The following is a 19774-nucleotide window of genomic DNA, read 5'->3' as shown; positions in this document are numbered from 1 at the left end:
TTAGCCAGATGCTGCCTCTTTCGGTTCGCCCATCTTTACCAAGAACGCGCCGATATAATAGAGCAAAATCAGAGGAATGGCCAAAGAAAACTGGCTGATGACATCAGGTGGGGTCACAATGGCTGCCACCACGAAAATCCCAAAGATCGCATAACGGCCATTTTCAAGCCACGTCTGCCCGTCCACAATACCCGCGCGGCCCAGTAGGACTTGCACCACCGGCAATTGAAAGCACGCTCCGAAACCGAGGATTAAGGTGGTGATCATACCAACATATTCGGAAATCTTGCCTTGATAGACCACGCCAACTCCGCCTTCAGTTGGCGCAAACTCTTGACGTAAAGAAAACTGCATCACCATTGGCATCACAACGAAATAAGCCATCGCTGCGCCCATGGTGAACAAGACCGGTGCCATGACCAAAAAGGGGGTAAAGGCGCGCTTTTCATGGCTATAGAGGCCCGGCGCTACAAACCGATAAAGCTGGAAGGCGATCATCGGAAAGGCCAGACATATCCCACCAAACATAGCAACTTTGATTTGGGTGATAAACGCCTCAAGCGGTGCCGTCGAGATAAGGCTCATCGTGGAATTAAGCGCTTCCACGCCCTTCACAGCAATGACTGCATTCTCATAGGGCAACAATAGCCAGTGTAAAATGAACTTCCAAACAGAAAAGCAGATTGCGAATCCCACAGCAATAGCGCCAACGCTCCAAATCAGCCGATCGCGCAATTCCACCAAATGCTCCATCAAGGGCGCACGGGTGGCCTCAATCGCCGCTTCATCGGGGGAAAGCGGCGGATCAACCGGGTTTTGGTGGGGGATCAAGTCGCTCACGCCACTTCAGCTCCTGCTGTCTTGGTCGCACGTGGCGCACGGGGACGCTTGGGCTTGGCAGCCACTTCGGCTTCAGGAACGACTTCGGCGGCGGCACTTGTTTCAGCCTTGGGCTTGCGCGTCCGCTTAGGCTTGGCCTCGGGTGCCGATTCGACGGCGGGCGGCAGTGCGTCCATCATGGGGGTTTGTTGGGTGACTTGATGATGATGATCAGACCCATAAGGTGTGATGGGCGCATAGGGGTCGATGCCGGTCTCGAACGGTTTGGTCAGCTCGTCGCGAATATCTTGGATCGGGTTATTGTTGCGCAGCGCTTCGACTTCCTTACGCAACTCATCCAACTCGGCTTGTCGGGCCATTTCATCAAAATTAGCCCGAAAGTCAGCTGCCATGCCGCGCAGTCGCGCAGTCCATTGGCCAGCTTTGCGCATCAAGACGGGTAACTCCTTCGGCCCAACCACCATTAAGGCAATGATACCGATGACGACCAGCTCTTGAAAGCCGATGGAATCAAACATGCGTGAGGACTCCTGACCTCAAAATTGTAGAGGTCGAAGACCGAATTACGCTTCGGTCTTTGACTTTGCCGAAGGGCTCACGTCAATCGTATTGCTATCATTGACTTTGGCGGCTTCAGAAGCTGCAGCAGTTGGTTCGTCGGCCAAGCCCTTGCGGAAGCCTTTGATGCCTTCTGCGGCGTCTTTCATGATGGAGGACAGTTTACCGCGCCCACCAAAGACCAGCAATGCCACGGCTGCAACGACCAACCAGTGCATCAGACTCATACTGCCCATTTTATTCTCCGTTCCGTTGATCGGCCCTGACCACAAGGCTGCTCAGATGCACATAATCTACCAAGGACCCGCTTGCCAGTCACTTCCTGCAAGCGCTCAGACAATCGTGATAGCGACGAGAGATTACTAGACGCCTATCAAAGCGGAAGTTTCCTCAGGGTTCAAAGAAGTCTTGTGTGAAAGCGATGTCATCGCCATCCATTGCCTCATAGCTGCTATCATCGTCGCCATCTTGGGCAGAAATGGGGCGGGGTACTTCAAAATCAGGCGGCAAACGGGCATCCAAGAGCCCTTGCGCTTGTAGATCAGCCTTGCCGGGTAAATCCTCGAGGCTGGCGAGATTGAAATGGGCTAAAAATTCGCGCGTGGTGCGATAGGTCAAAGGTTTGCCGGGGGATTGCCGGCGCGCCCCTGCCCGCACCCAACCAATCTCCATCAGAAGGTCCAACGTGCCACGCCCGACACCCACCCCGCGCACTTCTTCAATGTCTGAGCGGGTGCAGGGTTGATGGTAAGCAATAATGGCCAAGGTCTCGAGAGCCGCTTTTGACAATTTACGAGGCTCTTCACGCCGCTCTTCCATCAAGAAAGCCAAATCAGGGGCAGTTTGAAACCGCCAGCCCCCAGCGACTTCAACCAAGACGACACCCCGGCCAACATAGCGCCGCTTCAGGCGCGCCAAGGCCCCGCCCACATCGGCGCCCTCGGGCAGACGGGCGGCAATCGCAGAAGCACGCACCGGCTCTGCACTGGCAAACAACAGGGCCTCAACCATGCGGTCGACATCGGGTGCTGGATCGACCGACAAATCGGCCCTGTCCACCAAATCCAGTTCAGGTTTAGCCCGCGCCAAACTGCGCACAGCCGCCGCTATGGCCTCTGGGGAGGTGCGATCATTGGCGCTATCGTCTTCGGGTTCTGTCACACCAAAGTCTCCGGCCCAGCCTTCACATAAAGCGGCGCATAATGTTCCAATTGCCGCACGGCAAGCTTGCCTTGTTTGGCCAGTTCCAAACTGGCGGCCAAAAGGCTTGCATAGCGCGATGCTGCACTAGGCGGCTCTTTGGCAAAACTGGTCTCTGGTGGCGCAAACTCACCCAAGGCCTGCCAGTCTGTTGCGCGCGGCATCAAACGCTCAAGCCGTTTGCGCGCCTCATCGAGAGAATAGACCGGCCACGCTTTCACTTCATGCTTTGGCTCTACCCCCCGCACGCGCTGGTCAGCATAGGCCCGCAGCAGATCGAGGATGGTTGCCTCCCATAAGGGAATTTCGGTAACTGCGGTTTCTTCGGGCGCTCCGCGTGTAAAGAAGTCCAAATCCTGTTGCGGGCGCTGATAGAGGGCCTCGGCGGAAGCGCGCATCGCATCAAGACGGGCCAAACGCCAAGCCAAATGCGCTGCAATGTCTTCTACAGGCTCTTCCCCCGCTGGACGTTCTTTGCGCGGCAGCAAGAGGCGAGACTTCAAATAGGCCAGCCAAGACGCCATGACCAAATAGTCTGCGGCCAAATCAATCCGGGCAGAACGGGCGGCCGCAACGAATTCCAAATATTGCTCAGCCAGTTTCAAGATCGATAAGCGACGCAAATCTACTTTTTGGTCGCGGGCTAGACGCAATAGAACATGTAGCGGGCCTTCATAGCCATCAAGATCGACACTAAAGGCAATGTCGCTTTCACCCACCCCGCGCAGGGCCGCTTCTAAGACGTCGTCACCGGCCATTTAAGCCCACGCCTTTCGGGTTGGATCGGGCGAGATGGAAAGGGTCATGGCCTTCTCCCAGCCCGTCAATTCTGTGAAGCGCGCCCAGAGCTGATCGGGGTCGAGGGCAACGACAGGTTTTGGTGCATAGGCCTCCGCCCGCTTTGCACGATCTAAACTGGCCCCCGCCAAGGGCGGGCAATGCTGCAGAAAGGCGTCCCGCTCGTCCAGCGTGCCATGACAGCGCATGGCGATATCAATGCCGGCCTCAAACACGCGGGCCGCTTTAACTTCATCGGGTTGATCAAGGGCTTTCATGGTCAAATCGTCGGTCATCAATAGACCGTCAAAACCCATAGCGTCGCGGATCCAATGGTGAACGACGCGAGCGGACTGGCTGGCTGGAGCAACGGGGTCGATGGCTTCAAATACAACATGACCAATCATGCCCATGGGGGCTGATTGATTGGCCCGAAATGGCAACAAATCCTGCGCCAAAACGTCTTTCGAGGCCGCAATCCGGGGCAAAGCTTCATGGCTATCCAGTGCGGCTCGCCCTTGGCCTGGCATATGTTTCAAAACCCCAGCGACACCAGCAGATTGGAGGCCAGCGAGACCAACTTGACCCAAATCAGCGACGCAGTTTGGATCGGCCGACACAGCCCGGTCACCAATGGCATGGCTTGCCCCTTCCAAGCGCAGATCAAGGCAGGGCGCACAATTGGCATCAATCCCAACGTCGCGCAGCATTTGGCCCATAATTTGATGATGCAGGGCGCAAGCCTCCCGCGCATGCGCCGGATTGTCCTGCCAAAGCTTGCCATAGAAGGATAAGGCAGGTAGCCGCGGCCAAATCGGCGGTGCCAAACGCTGTACCCGCCCGCCTTCTTGGTCGATGAAGATCAGGCAAGCCCGCCCAACGCTGTCACGCAAGTCCTCGCACAGGGCACGAATTTGGCCGGGGGTCTCACAGGACCGACCGAACAAGATAAAGGCCCAAGGATCGCGTGCGGCAAACAACCGCCGCTCCTGCAACGTCAGGACGGGTCCTGCCACATCAATGACGCAGGCGACTGCCATGCTAAGGTCGCCAGCCCCTCATCTTAGCGCGAGGCTGGAATGCACTGGGCACCCGCAGTGCGCGCCTTGCCGCAGAATATCTCGACTTCTGAGCGCGACTCAAAGCCGGTGGCGCGGATCCGATACCACGTCCCCTTCGCACCGAGGTCTGCGGCAACGATCGACACAGGACCCGACAGGCCAGACGCCCGGAAGCGCGCCAAAGCAGTATCGGCAGAGGCTTTGTCCTTAAACGAACCCAATTGAGCGGCAAAACCAGTTCCCCCAGCAGGTGCAGGATCAACCTTTGGCGCGGCTGGCGCACTGGCTTTAGCGGGCGCAGGCGCTGCAGTCTTGGTTACAGCTGGCGCGGTTTTGGTGGCAGCCGGCGCTGCTGCCGGTTTGGTAGCAGGCGCGGTAGCCGCAGGCTTAAGTGCAGGTGTTGCGGCGGCGACTTGTTTAGGCGGCGCAGTCTTGGCCGGGGCTGCAGCAGGGGCCGGCACCGGCGCGATTGCAGCTGGGGCCGCGCTGCCATCGGTCAACATGGGCGCTTCTACTGGGCTTGCCGGCTGAACGTCGAGTGCAGGTGCAGAAGCACCGCTCGCGGCATCAAACACGCCCTTATCCAGATCAGAGCCGACGACTGGAGCGGTCGCCGCTGCATCCCCTGGTGCTTTGAAGGAGCCCGTGTCGGCTGCTACTTGAGGGGTTTCAGATGGTTCGCGATTTGACGAATAGACCTGCCAGAAGACGACGCCGATCAAAGCCAAAACGGCTACAATACCAACAATGATCAGCGGGCCACGACTGCGATCTTCTTCTTCTTCGCGCGCATCAAAGGTCAAGAACCCATCGTCTTGATCATCAGTGTCGTAATCGTCAAAGGAATCACGATCCCGGTTGGCCATGCGAATCTACTCCAGACTTGAAAGAAAGTTTCTTGTAACTCTCAATTGAGTCGGCGCCAGCCCCTTGTTACAAGGTCCGATCAAGATTGAAGAGCCGACGATGCTCATCAATTGCAAAATCATCAGTCATTCCAGCGATGTAGTCACAAATCAAGCGTGCTGCCTTCGTGGAATCTTTGCTGTGGAGATGCAACCAATCTGGCGGCAAAGTATCGGGTTCGGCCAGAAAAACGTCGAATAATTCCCGAACGATTCGCCGAGCTTGGCTGCGCGAGCGATTCATCCGCCAATGGCGGTACATTTTCGCATAGAGGAATTCGCGAAGCGTTGCGGCTTTTGCAATCATCTCGTCAGAAAAGCCAACCAAAGCCTGTGGTAAGGCACGCACTTCGTCCACCGACTGCGGGTTGTAGATCGCGATGCGTCTTTGGCTCTCAACAACAAGATCATTCACCCAAATGCCAATCAAGCGGCGAATAACTTCCCCCCGCATCCGACCAAGGTCTAGATTGGGATAGTCGCGGGCGGCCTCGTCATAGACTTCACGCACCAAGGGCACGCTGTCACACATTTCTGCGTCGGTAAAAATGCCACCGCTCAAGGCATCGTCAATATCGTGATTATTATAGGCAATGTCATCGGCTACGGCAGCGACTTGGGCTTCTGCGGAAGCAAAAGTTGTGAGACCCATATCAAATTCAGCATTTAGATTTTGCCAAACTGGGGCCAAGCTCTCCAGTGTCACACCTTTGGCCAGCATCGGACCATTGTGTTTAACCGTGCCTTCCAAGGTCTCCCACGTCAGATTCAAGCCATCGAAACCTGGGTAGCGGCGTTCAAGGCGCGTCAATACGCGCAAGGTCTGCGCATTATGGTCAAACCCGCCCCAAGGCTTCATGCAATCATCCAGCGCATGCTCGCCCGTATGACCAAAGGGCGGATGGCCCAAATCATGGGCTAAGGCACAGGCTTCGGCCAAATCTTCGTTAAGTCCAAGGCGGCGCGATACAGAACGGGCTATTTGGGCCACTTCCAAGGAATGGGTCAAACGGGTGCGAAAGTGGTCGCCCTCATGGGCAACAAACACTTGGGTCTTCCCTTTCAGGCGCCGGAAAGCTGTGGAATGGATGATCCGGTCGCGATCACGCTCAAAAGGAGAGCGTGTTTGGCTTTCTGGCTCTGACCAGCGTCTGCCGCGACTCTTGGCGGGATCTGCGGCGAAAGGCGCTGGGCGCGGTTGGACAGGCATCAGGGTCTTCCTCAAAACAAGTTTCTACCCCATATAGGGATAAAGTTGACGGAAAAGAAAACAGCTTGGCGTTCAAGCTGCCTTTTCGCGCCCTTACATGAAGATAGGCTTACACGCATGCAGTCAGGTTTTTCTGTTTCAGATGCCGCAGCGGCGAAAATTGAACATCTTATTGCCACCGAGCCCGGGGCGAACTTGTTTCGTGTCGCCGTCAATGGCGGGGGCTGTTCGGGCTTTCAATATGAATTTGGCTTTGCCGAGCAGGCGGGCGAGGATGATGTGATTATTGAAAAAGGCGCAGCCAAAGTCGCCGTCGATCAAGTCTCTCTGCCCTTTTTGGAGGGCGCAGAAATTGACTGGGTCGATGATCTGATCGGCTCGTCCTTTAAAATCCGCAATCCGAATGCGAAATCCTCGTGCGGCTGTGGGATTAGCTTTTCTGTCTAAGAGGCCGCTTGCCCCAAAGGCGCATTTGGCCTTAGTCTGGAAAAAAATACCAGCTCAGGAATACAATCATGAATATTGAAGTCGCTGTGAAGCAACGCAAATCTGTGCGCGCCTTTAAGCCAGATCCCGTACCCTTGGAAGAAGTTCGCGCGCTTTTGGATATCGCCCGCTCAGCGCCATCCGGCGGCAATTTGCAGCCGTGGAAAATGATTGTGATTGCGGGGGAAGAGCGAGACGCCGTTGTGGCCTTGGCACAAAGGGCGCTGAATGAGAATCCCCGCGGGGAAGCCGGTGAATTCCCAATCTATCCTGCCGAAGTCAAAGAACCCCATCGTTCCCGCCGCTATAAGGTTGGGGAAGATATGTACCAAATCCTTGGCATTCCCCGCGAAGACAAGCTTGGGCGCTTGGGCCAGATGTCGCGTAATTATCAGTTTTTTGGTGCACCCGTTGGCATTTTTTTCGTGATTGACCGTTCCATGGGCCATGGTCAATGGGCCCATATGGGCATGCTGATGCAGACGATCTGTCTGGTCGCCGAAGAGCGCGGCTTGGCCACCTGTATGCAAGAGGCTTGGGGCATGGTGCGCCAAAGCCTCGCAACCCATTTTGGCTTGCCGGACAATGAAGTCATCTATTGCGGTTTGGCGCTGGGTTATGAAGACAAGGACGCGCCGATCAATCAATTGCGGACCGAGCGCGCCCCTCTCGATGAAATCGCCCAATTCAAAGGCTTTTAGAATAAGGACCTAATTGCCACTGAAAACAGCGCCACCCTTATCGGTCGTGGCTTTCAATGAATCCTGAAAACCACGGGAAATGCGACGCCACTCGTCTGCCGTGCGGCAGGTGCGGGTTGATTTAAGGCGCGTTCCCAAAATCGCCTCTTGCTTACAAACCATGCGGGCACCGCGACGCTTTGGTTTGGCGGCAGGTGCTTGGGCTTGGGTTGTTTCAGGCGTGTTGGTGGTCGTCGTCGATGGTTGGCTTGTGGCCGCTGGTGCAGGTTGGGCGGCTTCTTGGGCAATTGCTGCCCCAGCACACACCAGGCCGCCAGCAATCGCGATGAGACCAGCAACCAAATAAGCAGGTCTGCGAGGGGAAGAAGGGCGGCCTGTCATGGGGAACCTCGTCGGGGCTGTTAAACTTTTCGAATTCCACTAAACCCTAACTCAGGCTTAGAGCTTCAAGGATCGGACTAATGCGCATCGCGACTTTTAATGTCAACTCTGTCAACGCGCGTCTGCCAAACCTCTTGGAATGGCTGAAAGAAGCTGGTCCTGATGTTGTTTGTATTCAGGAAATCAAATGCGAAGAGGCCAAATTCCCGCGTGAGGCGCTTGAAGACGCGGGTTACAATTGCTTCATTTCCGGCCAAAAGAGCTATAATGGCGTGGCGATATTAACCCGATTGCCTGCAGAAGTGGCACAAAACCGGCTGCCGGGCGAGGAAGAAGACCTGCAAGCGCGCTATCTGGAAGTGGAAGTCGCCACGCCCAGTGGCGCGGTGCGGATCGCCAATCTTTATTGCCCGAATGGCAATCCGCTCGGTACCGAGAAATTCGACTATAAGCTACGCTGGATGACTCGCCTGCAAGATCATGTCAAAGACCTCCTCACCCTTGAAGAGCCCTTAGTCCTCGCCGGGGATTGGAACATTATCCCCCGGCCAGGTGATTGTTATGATCCGGCGGCTTGGATGGGCGACGCCCTTTTCCAACCCGAAAGCCGCGCCGCGTGGCGACGGCTGCTAAATCTGGGCCTGACGGACGCCTTCATGGCGGTGAATGGGGCTGAACATGCTTATACATTCTGGGACTATCAGGCAGGGGCGTGGCCGAAGGATCACGGCATCCGCATCGACCATTTCGCCATCAGCCCACAGGCGGCAGATCGACTGAAAGAGGTCAAAATCTGGCGTATGGTACGGGCACGGGAGAAGGCGTCAGACCACGTTCCCGTAACCGCAGACTTCGACTTTTAAAGCGATTGGCCGTTAGAGGTCCGACTTCGGCGGGGGTAAGTCGCCCCGGCTTTGGTGCCACGCATAGGCCCCGATACAAATAAAGCCGAGATTGAGGAAGCCTGTGACCATCCCATAAAAAAGGGTGTAAAATGCCCAACCGGCGGTCGCAAACGCCTCCAAATTCGCAGGCAAGCCGGAACCAATTCGGGTCCCCAGCGCCGAGGCACCGATGGTGGCAAGGCTTTGCACGATGATGCCCAGGATGATTACAACCACCAGCCACAAGGCATAGGCACCCGTATAGCGCCAGAATTTGCCCTTGGTTTGTTCAAAAGATTCTTTCAGACCCAGCGTGCCCGTCACCGCCCCCATAACGCCAAACTGACTTAAGCGGATGCCGAACCAAAACAGGGCACCCATGGAAGCAATGGCCGCGAGGCTGCCAAGAGCGCCTTGAACACCAGCCAAGAGGGTTGAAATCATCACAAGAAGTGCGCTGGTGACTATTATGATGAGGATAAGGGCCACCGTCGCAATCAGATAGCGCACTTCAATAAGGCCAGCTTGCAGACCCCAAAATCCGTCCTCGCGGTCATGCAAAGTCTTGCGCAAGGCCATACCGGCCAAAAAGGCATTCAGAATGGCGCTGGTCACATAGGAGAAAATCAAAGCCGGCATCGCAGGCCCCAGAATGGCCTGTACTTCATCCAGTTGAGGCATGGTTTCGGTTTGCGCGAGTTCGAGATAACGCTGCATCGCCTCCCCCGCATTGGTCGCCGCAACCAGCAACAGGTTGATTGCCATTACCCCTGCAGAAAGCATGGCATAACGCATCACGAATTGCGGCTGGCGCTTGGTCAATTCAAATAGAGAGAAGGCCGCTTCAGAAGGGGAGAAAGTCTTTAACATTGAAATTCCTCAAAATGGGTACAGGGGCCTAGCAGCCCTTGGCGTCCCCGGATCGTGCGCTTTTCCCTTCGGCTATATCCTTTTGGCGTGCAAGAGGGGTAATCAAACAAGCTTGATCGCGCCGGCCCCCGCAAAAGGGGCAAGGAATGACAGTGGCAGGCCTTAGCGACTGAGCCCGCCCCCTCCCCTCGAGGCCAAGGCTGCGCTATTTGAAGCTGCATGACCCATGTAAAACCTATCCACATTATTGGCGGCGGCCTCGCTGGAAGCGAAGCGGCTTGGCAGATCAGCCGAGCGGGTGTTCCTGTCATTCTCCACGAAATGCGCCCTGTTCGGAAGACCGACGCGCATCAAACCGATGGTTTGGCAGAGCTTGTGTGTTCGAATTCATTTCGTTCCGATGATTGGGAGTTCAATGCAGTTGGGTTGATCCATGCGGAAATGCGGCGTGCAGGCTCGCTCATCATGGCATGTGCGGATGCGCACAAGGTTCCTGCGGGATCTGCCTTGGCGGTTGATCGTGATGGCTTCTCTGCAGCGGTGACGCAAGCCCTGACGCAAGAACCCCTGATTACGCTTGTACGCGAAGAAGTGACTGAGCTGCCACCTGAATCCTGGGGCAGCACGATTATCGCGACCGGCCCATTAACCTCGGATCTTTTGGCCCAAGCGGTTCAATCGGTGACGGGAGAGGATGAGCTAGCTTTTTTCGATGCCATCGCGCCCATCGTCCACCGCGAAAGCATCAATTTTGATATTGCTTGGTTCCAAAGTCGCTGGGACAAAGTGGGCCCGGAGGGCGATGGGGCGGACTATATCAATTGCCCAATGAACAAAGAGGAATATGAAGCTTTTATCAATGCCTTGTTGGCGGGCGAAAAGACCAGTTTCAAAGAGTGGGAGAACACACCCTATTTTGAAGGATGCTTGCCGATCGAAGTGATGGCCGAACGTGGCCGCGAAACCCTGCGCTTTGGCCCGATGAAACCGGTTGGCCTGATTGATCCGCGCACCGGGAAAAGGCCTTGGGCTGTGGTCCAATTGCGTCAGGACAATGCGTTGGGTACGTTGTTCAATATGGTCGGCTTTCAAACCAAGTTGAAACATGGGGCCCAGACCGAAGTCATCCGTATGATCCCCGGCCTTGAACAGGCCCAGTTTGCCCGTTTGGGTGGCATTCATCGCAATACTTTCCTCAATTCGCCCAAATTGTTAGATGCAAGCCTGCGGCTGAAATCGCGTCCCGATATTCGATTTGCCGGTCAGATCACCGGGTGTGAAGGCTATGTCGAAAGTGCGGCTATTGGCCTCCTCGCTGGCCGTTTTGCCCGGGCGGAGCGTTTAGGCATCGAACCTCATTTGCCCCCGATAACAACCGCTTTGGGCGCGCTGTTGAACCATGTCACTGGGGGGCATGTGGACGGCGGCAAAGGCAGCTTCCAGCCCATGAATGTCAATTTCGGACTTTTCCCGGAATTGAGTGAAGATGCAGGTGGAAAAGGGAAAGAACGGGGGCGCCTGCGCAAAAAAGCGCTAGCGGTTCGCGCCTTGAGCGACCTCGAAGCCTGGCTTGGCCCAAGCGAGAAAGAACAAGCCGCTTGACCATTCTGATTTGGATTGTGCGTCTGACCTTGGGATTGATTGGGCTTGCGACCTTGGGTCTTTGCGGGCTAGCGCTTGGCGCCCCTTTCCATTGGATCTTGGCTTTGTTTGGCGCCTGGGATCGGCTGATTATGGTCTTCGGCTTGGTGGGCTTAGCTGCGTTTTGGTTCGGCAAATGGCGCGTCATGACCCTGGTGCAGGCTTTTGCTTTATTGGCCTTGTTATTCTTCAATCTGCGTGTGCCAACACTTTATCCGCCCTCTAACTTTACCGAGGCAGAGATGGCTGACGGCCAGACCCTGGCTTGGGCGAATATTCACGATAATCGCCTCGCCTTGAAGAGCTTTGCGTTGCTGCCCGAAGTGAAGCAGGCCAAAGCAATTGGTCTTGGCGAAGTACCCGAATACAGCAATCTGCGCGAATTGTTTCCAGGAATTGGCCACCCAGAATTTGTAACCCCATCGAAGGAAACTTGGGGCGTTGAGACTTTGGGCTGCAAAGTTGAAAGGCCCAATGGCGAGTTAGCCGTCTTCGAAGGCCGCAACTTTGGGCTGAAGGCACGCTGCGAGGGATACACGCTGATCGTGCTGCATCTTCAAAACCCAACCCGCGGGCGGGGCGAAGGCCTGCGTGTGCGGAATCGCGAACTGGCGACTTTGGCAGAAGCGGTGCAGAACGAGCCGGGCCCGGTGGTGATCATGGGCGACTTTAACACCACGCCAAGTGCGCTGCCCTTCTATAACTTGCTGCAAACTGCGGGGCTTAAGCGTGTCGCTTGCGGCGGTCCGGCTGTTGGAACATGGCGGCCAATTGGCTGGAGCGGCACCAAATTGGATCGGATTCCAGGTCTCAAGGTCACGATCGACCATGTTCTGGTCCGTGATGTGGATGTTCTCGCGTGCAAGGTGGGGTCTGATGTGGGGTCAGACCACTTCCCGCTGATGGTTACAATTGCCCCACCCCAATCGATCAATTGAAGCCTAGCATTGCCTTTTCCTGCCGGGCCACGCACAAAGTCTGCGCTGTTTGACCCAGACCAAAGCCTGAAGGAAGTCCCATGACTCTGACTATCGACCGTCAAGACGCCATCGCCATTGTCACTCTTAACCGGCCAGAGGCGATGAACGCCATGTCGAAGGCCATGCGATCGGCGCTCTATGAAGCTATGATAGAGCTCAATCAGGATGATGCCATCCGGGTTATTATTTTGACCGGTGCCGGACGGGCCTTTACGGCAGGGCTAGATCTAAAGGAATTGTCGACCGACCCACTAGCTATGGGGGATGCGACGGCAGAAAAGCCTGAAGCCAATCCCGTCCGTGCGATTGAGATCAGCACAAAACCGGTTATTGGGGCGATTAATGGTGTCGCGATCACGGGCGGTTTTGAAGTCGCGCTGGCGTGCGATGTCTTGATTGCCTCGACCGCCGCCCGCTTTGCCGACACGCATGGGCGCGTTGGCATTATGCCCGGCTGGGGCCTGTCGCAGAAATTGTCGCGCCTGATCGGGATATATCGCGCGAAGGAGTTATCCCTTACCGGCAATTTCTTAGATGCCGAGACCGCCGAGAGCTGGGGCTTGGTCAATCGGGTTGTTCGTCCTGAGGACTTGATGCCCACTGCCTTAAAATTGGCCGCCGACATGGCCACCATGCCGTCTCAAGCGCAGCAAGACTACAAGAAGCTGATCAATGATGGCTTTGCCATGACCTTTGGCGCGGGCTTGCACTTTGAGACCGCCTTCTCAACCGAGCGCAACAATCAAGTCACACCCGACAAAGTCGCTGCCAATCGCGAGGCTGTTCAAGCACGCGGTCGCGGACAGACTTAAGCACCCAAAACGAGGCTTAAAAACGTCTGATCTGACCAATCGCCCGCGCCGCGACGCATAGTTTCACGTATCCCATCAGCTTGGCGAACAATGACCATGTCTTGGTCAGGCAACAGGTAAAGTCGCTGATTGCCTGCCCCCGCCGCCATATAAAGCTTGCCTAACCCGGCCAGCGAGACGGCCTCTCCAGCCACACCAGAACGTGGGCCCGGACCTATCATGCCCGCGCGCGGAAGCCACCAGGTCAAACCATAGCCAGGATTAGCCGAACTGGCCTCAAAATTGGCCCGTAGCGCGGTAGAATCAACCAACGCCCGCCCGCGATGCACACCTCCAGCCAACACAAACTGCCCAAAATTTGCCCAGTCGCGCGCGCTTATTGCCGCACCAGATGGTAGATGAGGCATGCCATCACTGCCGCGCTGCCAGCGTATCGGACGGATGCCCAAAGGCGCGAAAATACGCCGCGTTAGGTAGGCCAAGGGGTCAGCATCACCTGTTTTGGCCGCGATTAACTTACGCCGCACCATTTCCCCGAAGACTTGAAATGGCACGGGGCCATAGGAAAACTGCGTGCCGGTGGCCTTGGTTGAAGGAACTGCCACGGCTTCGGCATAGGTTGGGACATCGCCAAAATTACGTCCATCCTTCCCGTCAATGCCACTAACCAGGTGCAAAAGATCGGATACTTTTATGGCGCTGCGATACCGATCAGACCAAAATTCGGGCAATGTGTCGGCGCAAACTTCCTCAAGCTTAAGTAAGCCGTCTTGAACGAGCGCTGCGGCCATGACACCAGAGAAGCTTTTGGTGCCACTGGCCAATTCCCAACCTTTAAACCGCTGACCCTGTCCCTGATAATCCTCAAACAGAATCTGACCGCGCTGCATCACCAACATGGAAATGCCACGTCGGGCGGTTGAATAGGCTTTGGCTGCCGCAAACCGGGTTTGGGCGACTGCGGGCGTGGAAACAAGGGCTGAAAGACCCACAAGGGCGGAACGTCGGGTAAGAAGTGTCTGTGTCATGCTGACTGAAACGGCCCTCGCCTGATATTCCGTCGCAGCTCTAATTAGGGCCTGGGGCCGGGTGGGTCTTTCGCTCGGTCAGCCGGACATAGATCAGCCCCAACAGGACCAGAAGAATGGTTGAGGCAGCCAAGCTTGCCATAAAGCCAACAGGCTCTGGGTGAGTGATCCCGATCACCAGCGGCAACGCACCGGCTGGGGCGTGCAAAACGTCAAACATCACCATCGCAAAGATGGCAAGGCCCACAGCAAAGCCCATCGCCCACGGTGTCGACCCCGACAAGCTTAGCACGAAAAAGCCGATCAAAGCTGAGATCAAACTGCCCCCAATTACGGCACGCGGTCGCGCAAGGGGGCTTTTGGGCACCATCCAAACTAAGGTTGCAGATGCCCCCAAGGGTGCAATCAAATAAGCAAGCATGCCCCAAGCTTTTAGGCCTGCGATAACGGCAATCGCCAGGCCAGCACCGAGTGCAGGTTTCCAAGGCTGAGTGGCCCAACGAGTTTGAAACAGGGAGGAAAGCGCGCGCATGTCATCCTTCTCCCAGATTTGGAACCTTAATCACACCGCTAGGCTCTGAAAGCCTGAAAAATATTGCAGTGGGCCTGATTTTTTTGATGCTATAGTTAATGGAAACAGTCAGTTACAACTCAAATTAATCTAACGACCGGTAACCTTTTTGGATGGCGAGGCATACAAATGCTAAGCGACTGAGATACTAGAATAAATCATTTTGATGTCAAATAAAAAGACAAATCAAGTTTGGAAAAATATAATGATTATATTATATCAATACTTACAAGTAATTGAAATTGGACAAATTGATTAGAGTGGCATTAACTAGACATACTTCCAACGGATTCAGAAATAGCCCCTAATCAGGCCCATGAGCATGAAATCAGGGTTAAAGTGAATGCGTTGGTTGGCGGTAAAGTGGCAAAAGTGGATCGCATGGGGGGCGCGGCTTAAGGGCGAGCGCGGAACCATTGCGCTCAGCTTTGCGTTATCTGCCACCGCACTTTTGCTGGTTGGGGTTGGCTCGATCCAACTTGCGATGATTTCCAGCGGCAAAGCAAAATATCAATCCGCCGCCGATACGGCTGCTTTGGCTGCTATCGCGCCGACGACGGCGGATGAAGACATGGAGGATGTCGCCGAAAAAGCTTTCATGGCCAATCTCAACCCCAGCGAGCGCAACGCCGTAACCAGCTTTGATGTCACGACAGAAACTGGGCGGGTGCGAAGCGCCGCTATCACCTATTCTGCCAATCAAGCCAATGTGGCGCCAGGGCTGATGGGCGGACCCTCGACACCGATTACTGGCTCCGCCCGCGCGCGCAAAGCCGATTATCGTTATGTCGACATCGATTTATGGCTGGATGGTTCGGCCTCCATAGGTGTGGCAGCCGACGAAGCGGGGCGTGACAAATTGCGCCTTCTATCGAAAAACGACCCAGAACATAAGAATTGTGCGTTTGCATGCCATTTTCCGACCAAATTGATCAATAGCAATATCTATGCAACTTCAGAGCAACGTGCCCATGCCAATGGGGTAAAACTGCGCCATGACATTATGAAGGAAAGCGTCCAAATCCTGATTGATGAATTGCACGATGCTTATCCGCGCGGATTGCGGGCCCGTTATGGCGTCGCACGCATGGCGCGTTCGTGGGAACGCCAACTCGCGCTTACCTCGGACATGCAGGCAGCGCGCGATTTCGTCGGAACCTTTAAACTGGCACCTGGTGGAAATTCAGCCGCAGCTTCGCGTCTAACCCCAGCCATCCAAACCGGTCGTAACACCCTCACCAGCGGGGCGGGTGATGGATCGCAAGCGAAGCCTGAAAAATTCATCATTATTGTCACCGATGGCATGCAATTTGACTGGAATGCCATCTCGCCCGGTCCAATTGGCAGCACGGCCTGCCAAGACCTAAAGTCGCGTGGCGTCCGCGTCGGCGTGGTTCAATTGAAATATGTCCGTTTGGATGGCGACGGGGCCTTCAATACGTGGGTAAAGCCAGTTTATAACCAAATCACCCCTGCTCTGCAGGCTTGTGCTTCGGCTGGCTATTATTTCCATGCCGACAATCCAGACGAAGTGCGTGCCGCGTTCCGGCAATTGGCAAAAACCTTAGAAGAATCCTTGCGCCTGACTGAATAAGCCTGCCGGAGTGCCCACATGGGTCAACCCGCAGCCAGTCACAGTCTTGTGGGTTTCTTGTGATGGCGGATCAAGGCATGTGATTTGCATGAAAAGTCTAACCGCCCTACTCCTTGCAGCTACTTTGGCCTTAAGCGCCTGTGGCCAAGCCCCCACCGAAGCCGCTGAAACCGTGAAAGAGCTCAAAAGCTCTGCTGTGAGTGTGGCTGGGGATGCCGCCAAAGCCGTGGGCGAAGTGCTCGATACCAAATTGGTTTGCCAATTGGCGGGCCAATCGGAAACCTTCTGCGGCTGTTTGCAAACAGAGCTTGGTCCTAAATTGAAGGCTGAGCATATTGATGCGGTGACGGCGATTGTGAAAACCTCTATCGATGGGTCGATCCAGTCAGCTGTTGAAACAGCGACCTCGCTAGACCCCAAAACCCGCAATGGTCTTGTCTCTTGCGCGGCCAAGGCCGCCATCTCTGACGCCATCAGCGGACAGTAGATCAAAAATGTTTCGCGTCTGAGGCTTTTAGGGTCTCTACCTACTTGCTAGTAAAATCCAGGTTCAACCGAGTTTCTGGATTTGAGACATGGCAGACGCAGCGCTTTCGACCGCCCTGAGGCCGCAGACTTTCATCGAGCGATGGCAGGCGCTGCTGCCTCTGGCGTGCATTTTAAGCCTCGTTCTTGGCTTTGCCGCAGGTGGTTTTCTTACCAGCACGGGCGAGAGCGCCGGGACGCAGGCCACAATCGCCCTCTTTGATGTGGTCGGCACCATGTGGATCAATGCCATCCGCATGACCATCATTCCGCTGATCGTGCCCTTGTTGATCGGGGCCATTGCAGGGGCTGAGAATGGTCGTTCGGCTGGGAACATCAGCGTACAGACCCTGATGGGCTTTTTCCTCATCTGCATCTGCTTTGCAGGCCTTGCGGCCTTGAGCACGCAATTTGTCTTTTCAGGCTTGAGCTTAGATCCAGGCATCACTGACAAGTTGCGGACCTCGGTTCATGCCGCCGAAGTCCCAACGGGCGATGCCAGTATCGCGAGCTGGTTCAAAAATCTGATCCCAATCAACCCGATCAAAGCTGCCGCCGATGGCACAATGCTGTCGCTGATGATCTTTGCAATTGCCTTTGGATTTGCCAGCTTAATTGCCCCACCAGAGGTGAGAAGCCAGATCGTCAGTGCCTGCCGAACGATCAGTTCGGTTATGCTCTTAGTGGTTCAAGGCGTTTTGCTGGTTGCGCCCCTTGGAATTTTTGGACTGACCCTCGTTGTTGGCACCAAACTTGGCGGGGAAGCCTTCACGGCGCTAGGATATTTCATCACTGTCCATGTAAGTGCCGCCCTGGTTTTCAGCTTGGGTCTCCTTGCAGGGCTGGCAATCTGGGGCAATCTCCCGCTTTCCAAGCTGTTGATCGGCGTTTCAAACCCGGTTTCAGTGGCTCTGGGCACAAGTTCGTCCCTGTCCGCCTTACCTGCCATGATTGATACGGCGCGCGATGTTTGGCGGTTACCCGAACGCGTCTATGGCTTTGTACTGCCGTTTGCGGTTTCCACCTTTAAGCCATCAACGGCATATGCGTGGGTGTTTTCCACTTATTTTCTCGCCCTGCTGTACGGCACACCCTTTGGTCTGCAGGAGATAGCATTTGCAGCAGCCTATGCCGCCATCTTCAATGCGACGGTTCCAGGCATTCCAGGCGGGGGCATGATTGCGATAGCGCCCCTATTACTGGCCCTAGGCTTACCACTTGAAGGCCTCGCCATCTTATTTGCGGTGAATCCTATCACCGATCGAACAGCAACAGCGATCAATGTTTTGGCAAATCTGACCGTCACCACCTTTTTAGCCAAGTTCCAAAAACCTGTGTTCATCGAGGGTTCAGAGGTTTAGGCCCATAGGCGTGTGGTTACCGTGGTTTGGCGTACATCTTGCTTGCCCCTCTGCTCGATTTTTAAAAAGGTGTTGATCTAATACATCTTTGCCTTACGGCATCATCTCGGTGCGATGCCCACGCTACTTCGGAGACACTTCTGTGATCGCACCCACACGCCTGTATAACTTCCCTACGACACTTGAGCCTTTGACGGGTGTGCGGCTGTTTCTCGCGTTAGGCGTAGTTTTCTTTCACTACCAACTGTTCTGGGCCCTGCCCGCAGAAGCGGCCCCCATCCTCAATCGCGCTCGCTTAGGCGTGGATATCTTCTTTATCCTGTCTGGTTTTATCCTCATACATGTCTATCTCACCGGTGACAAGGCCCCGTCCTATTGGGATTTCATCAGCGCGCGGTTTGCCCGGGTCTATCCTGCCCATTTCTTCATTTTGATAGGTGTTTTAGCCCTAACTTTGGGTGCTGGGTTTGTGGGTGTAGCTATTAATCCCAACAATTTTTCGATCTTCAGTTTTCTCACCAGCCTGTTTCTTGTACATGCGTGGTTCCCAACCCAAGACATGGCAAATTGGAACGGGCCATCTTGGTCTCTATCAGCAGAGTGGTTTGTCTATTTGTGCTTTCCAGCCTTTGCTTGGATCGCCCTGCGTTGGCGCGAACGCCCCCAATGGCTGATTGGTTTGGCCGTTGTCATGTTTATGGCCCTTGACCTTGCCTATCGAAGTTTATTCGGCCCGATTTTGACAGAGGCCCAAGAAAACCTCGGGATCATGCTGGTTGTGCCGGAATTCCTCTATGGCATCGGCCTCTATTATCTCGGCCAAAAGATTAGCCTAAGCCAGGTTCAAGCGAGCCTATTTGCGCTGTTCACGACTGCCGCCATGCTATTGGCGATGCATGCCCAGATAGATGACCGCCTGATTGTTGCCCTAGCTGGCCCCTTTGTCTTGTCGCTAGCGCTGTTGGCAAAATCGGGTCAGCGCAGCTTTCTGTCACATTCATGGGTTCAATTTGGGGGTGAGGCTTCATTTGCCCTCTATCTGGTCCACCTGCCCATTTTGATGGTGTGGCGGAATGTGATGCAAAAGTGGTTTGAGCTTGAAAAGACCTATCGGATGGGGCTGCCAGAAATCGCCGTGCTTTTGACCCTCACGCTGATCACAGCAGCCTTAGTCCATATTCGGTTTGAGCAGCCCAGCCGGCGGTGGTTGCGCCATCTGTTCCGCCAGATGTCTGCGCGCCGCGCCCCCGAAAAAGGCACGCCCTTGGCCAATTCCAAGCCCCGAATCTGAAGGCCAAAACGATTATTTCCTCTGTGGTGTGCATCCATCCTGCCAGAGCCTCTTGCCGGGCTGCAAAAAGTGTGTTCCTGTTATGTTCTAGTCGACGG

At 55.2% G+C, this 19774-nt stretch carries 22 protein-coding genes; 10 read left to right on the top strand and 12 right to left on the bottom strand.

Going from position 1 to position 19774, the window contains the following annotated elements; all coding sequences use genetic code 11:
* The 8 genes from tatC to B7364_RS14490 all read right to left on the bottom strand — a co-directional run bounded on the left by tatC (position 1) and on the right by B7364_RS14490 (position 6551).
* On the bottom strand, positions 1-840 hold the full coding sequence (tatC, locus tag B7364_RS14525; protein WP_232780924.1) for a twin-arginine translocase subunit TatC: 840 nt from the start codon (positions 838-840) through the stop codon (positions 1-3).
* Complete coding sequence (gene tatB / locus B7364_RS18425; protein WP_085340760.1) at positions 837-1358, bottom strand: Sec-independent protein translocase protein TatB; 522 nt, start codon at positions 1356-1358, stop codon at positions 837-839. The genes tatC and tatB overlap by 4 nt, the downstream gene beginning before the upstream one ends.
* Before the next feature lie 45 nt (positions 1359-1403).
* Positions 1404-1634, bottom strand: coding sequence for a twin-arginine translocase TatA/TatE family subunit (gene tatA, locus B7364_RS18300; RefSeq protein WP_085340759.1), 231 nt, complete (start codon positions 1632-1634; stop codon positions 1404-1406).
* Positions 1635-1788: 154 nt separating this feature from the next.
* Positions 1789-2559 (bottom strand): SMC-Scp complex subunit ScpB, encoded by a 771-nt coding sequence (gene scpB / locus B7364_RS14510; protein ID WP_332835088.1) that lies wholly within the window; start codon positions 2557-2559, stop codon positions 1789-1791.
* Positions 2556-3356: a segregation and condensation protein A gene (locus tag B7364_RS14505; protein WP_085340758.1), complete on the bottom strand. Its 801-nt coding sequence runs from the start codon at positions 3354-3356 to the stop codon at positions 2556-2558. The genes scpB and B7364_RS14505 overlap by 4 nt, the downstream gene beginning before the upstream one ends.
* Positions 3357-4415: a glycoside hydrolase family 3 N-terminal domain-containing protein gene (locus B7364_RS14500; RefSeq protein ID WP_085340757.1), complete on the bottom strand. Its 1059-nt coding sequence runs from the start codon at positions 4413-4415 to the stop codon at positions 3357-3359.
* Positions 4416-4438: 23 nt separating this feature from the next.
* Positions 4439-5302, bottom strand: a complete 864-nt coding sequence (locus B7364_RS14495) for an SPOR domain-containing protein (RefSeq protein ID WP_085340756.1) — start codon at positions 5300-5302, stop codon at positions 4439-4441.
* Positions 5303-5369: 67 nt separating this feature from the next.
* Positions 5370-6551: a deoxyguanosinetriphosphate triphosphohydrolase gene (locus B7364_RS14490; RefSeq protein ID WP_085340755.1), complete on the bottom strand. Its 1182-nt coding sequence runs from the start codon at positions 6549-6551 to the stop codon at positions 5370-5372.
* A 117-nt stretch (positions 6552-6668) separates the two neighbouring features.
* Here B7364_RS14490 and erpA point away from each other — a divergent pair, with 117 nt between their 5' ends.
* Both erpA and B7364_RS14480 read left to right on the top strand, forming a co-directional pair.
* The gene (erpA, locus tag B7364_RS14485) at positions 6669-6998 is read left to right on the top strand and encodes an iron-sulfur cluster insertion protein ErpA (protein ID WP_085340754.1); all 330 of its coding nucleotides are present in this window, start codon (positions 6669-6671) and stop codon (positions 6996-6998) included.
* A 68-nt stretch (positions 6999-7066) separates the two neighbouring features.
* Complete coding sequence (locus B7364_RS14480) at positions 7067-7738, top strand: nitroreductase (RefSeq protein WP_085340753.1); 672 nt, start codon at positions 7067-7069, stop codon at positions 7736-7738.
* Positions 7739-7747: 9 nt separating this feature from the next.
* On the opposite strand, the gene B7364_RS14475 is transcribed toward B7364_RS14480, so the two are convergent.
* Complete coding sequence (locus B7364_RS14475; protein ID WP_085340752.1) at positions 7748-8119, bottom strand: hypothetical protein; 372 nt, start codon at positions 8117-8119, stop codon at positions 7748-7750.
* Positions 8120-8199: 80 nt separating this feature from the next.
* Between B7364_RS14475 and xth the strand changes: the two genes are divergently transcribed.
* Entirely contained in the window at positions 8200-8982 is a 783-nt protein-coding gene (gene xth / locus B7364_RS14470) for an exodeoxyribonuclease III (RefSeq protein WP_085340751.1), read from the top strand.
* Positions 8983-8994: 12 nt separating this feature from the next.
* Here xth and B7364_RS14465 read toward each other — a convergent pair whose 3' ends face one another.
* Positions 8995-9873 (bottom strand): hypothetical protein, encoded by an 879-nt coding sequence (locus B7364_RS14465; protein WP_085340750.1) that lies wholly within the window; start codon positions 9871-9873, stop codon positions 8995-8997.
* Positions 9874-10092: 219 nt separating this feature from the next.
* Here B7364_RS14465 and trmFO point away from each other — a divergent pair, with 219 nt between their 5' ends.
* The 3 genes from trmFO (at position 10093) to B7364_RS14450 (ending at position 13306) form a co-directional block, all read left to right on the top strand.
* The gene (trmFO, locus tag B7364_RS14460) at positions 10093-11475 is read left to right on the top strand and encodes a methylenetetrahydrofolate--tRNA-(uracil(54)-C(5))-methyltransferase (FADH(2)-oxidizing) TrmFO (protein ID WP_085340749.1); all 1383 of its coding nucleotides are present in this window, start codon (positions 10093-10095) and stop codon (positions 11473-11475) included.
* A complete protein-coding gene (locus B7364_RS14455) occupies positions 11472-12452 on the top strand; it encodes an endonuclease/exonuclease/phosphatase family protein (RefSeq protein ID WP_085340748.1) in 981 nt (326 codons plus the stop codon). The genes trmFO and B7364_RS14455 overlap by 4 nt, the downstream gene beginning before the upstream one ends.
* 80 nt (positions 12453-12532) lie before the next feature.
* Complete coding sequence (locus B7364_RS14450) at positions 12533-13306, top strand: enoyl-CoA hydratase (RefSeq protein WP_085340747.1); 774 nt, start codon at positions 12533-12535, stop codon at positions 13304-13306.
* Here the strand turns inward: B7364_RS14450 and B7364_RS14445 are convergent.
* Complete coding sequence (locus B7364_RS14445) at positions 13303-14334, bottom strand: serine hydrolase domain-containing protein (RefSeq protein WP_085340746.1); 1032 nt, start codon at positions 14332-14334, stop codon at positions 13303-13305. The genes B7364_RS14450 and B7364_RS14445 overlap by 4 nt on opposite strands.
* 40 nt (positions 14335-14374) lie before the next feature.
* The gene (locus B7364_RS14440; protein WP_085340745.1) at positions 14375-14866 is read right to left on the bottom strand and encodes an HPP family protein; all 492 of its coding nucleotides are present in this window, start codon (positions 14864-14866) and stop codon (positions 14375-14377) included.
* A gap of 382 nt (positions 14867-15248) precedes the next feature.
* Between B7364_RS14440 and B7364_RS14435 the strand changes: the two genes are divergently transcribed.
* From B7364_RS14435 to B7364_RS14420, 4 genes are all read left to right on the top strand, one after another.
* Positions 15249-16499 (top strand): vWA domain-containing protein, encoded by a 1251-nt coding sequence (locus B7364_RS14435; protein WP_085340744.1) that lies wholly within the window; start codon positions 15249-15251, stop codon positions 16497-16499.
* A gap of 88 nt (positions 16500-16587) precedes the next feature.
* Positions 16588-16986, top strand: a complete 399-nt coding sequence (locus B7364_RS14430) for a hypothetical protein (protein WP_085340743.1) — start codon at positions 16588-16590, stop codon at positions 16984-16986.
* Positions 16987-17074: 88 nt separating this feature from the next.
* Positions 17075-18385, top strand: coding sequence for a dicarboxylate/amino acid:cation symporter (locus B7364_RS14425; RefSeq protein ID WP_085340742.1), 1311 nt, complete (start codon positions 17075-17077; stop codon positions 18383-18385).
* Between the two features lie 142 nt (positions 18386-18527).
* Positions 18528-19676: an acyltransferase family protein gene (locus B7364_RS14420; protein WP_232780923.1), complete on the top strand. Its 1149-nt coding sequence runs from the start codon at positions 18528-18530 to the stop codon at positions 19674-19676.
* Positions 19677-19774 lie beyond the last annotated feature (98 nt).

The sequence above is a fragment of the Aquidulcibacter paucihalophilus genome, from assembly GCF_002105465.1.
Taxonomy (GTDB): Bacteria; Pseudomonadota; Alphaproteobacteria; order Caulobacterales; family Aquidulcibacteraceae; genus Aquidulcibacter; species Aquidulcibacter paucihalophilus.
This window is presented reverse-complemented; position numbering and strand designations above follow the sequence as displayed.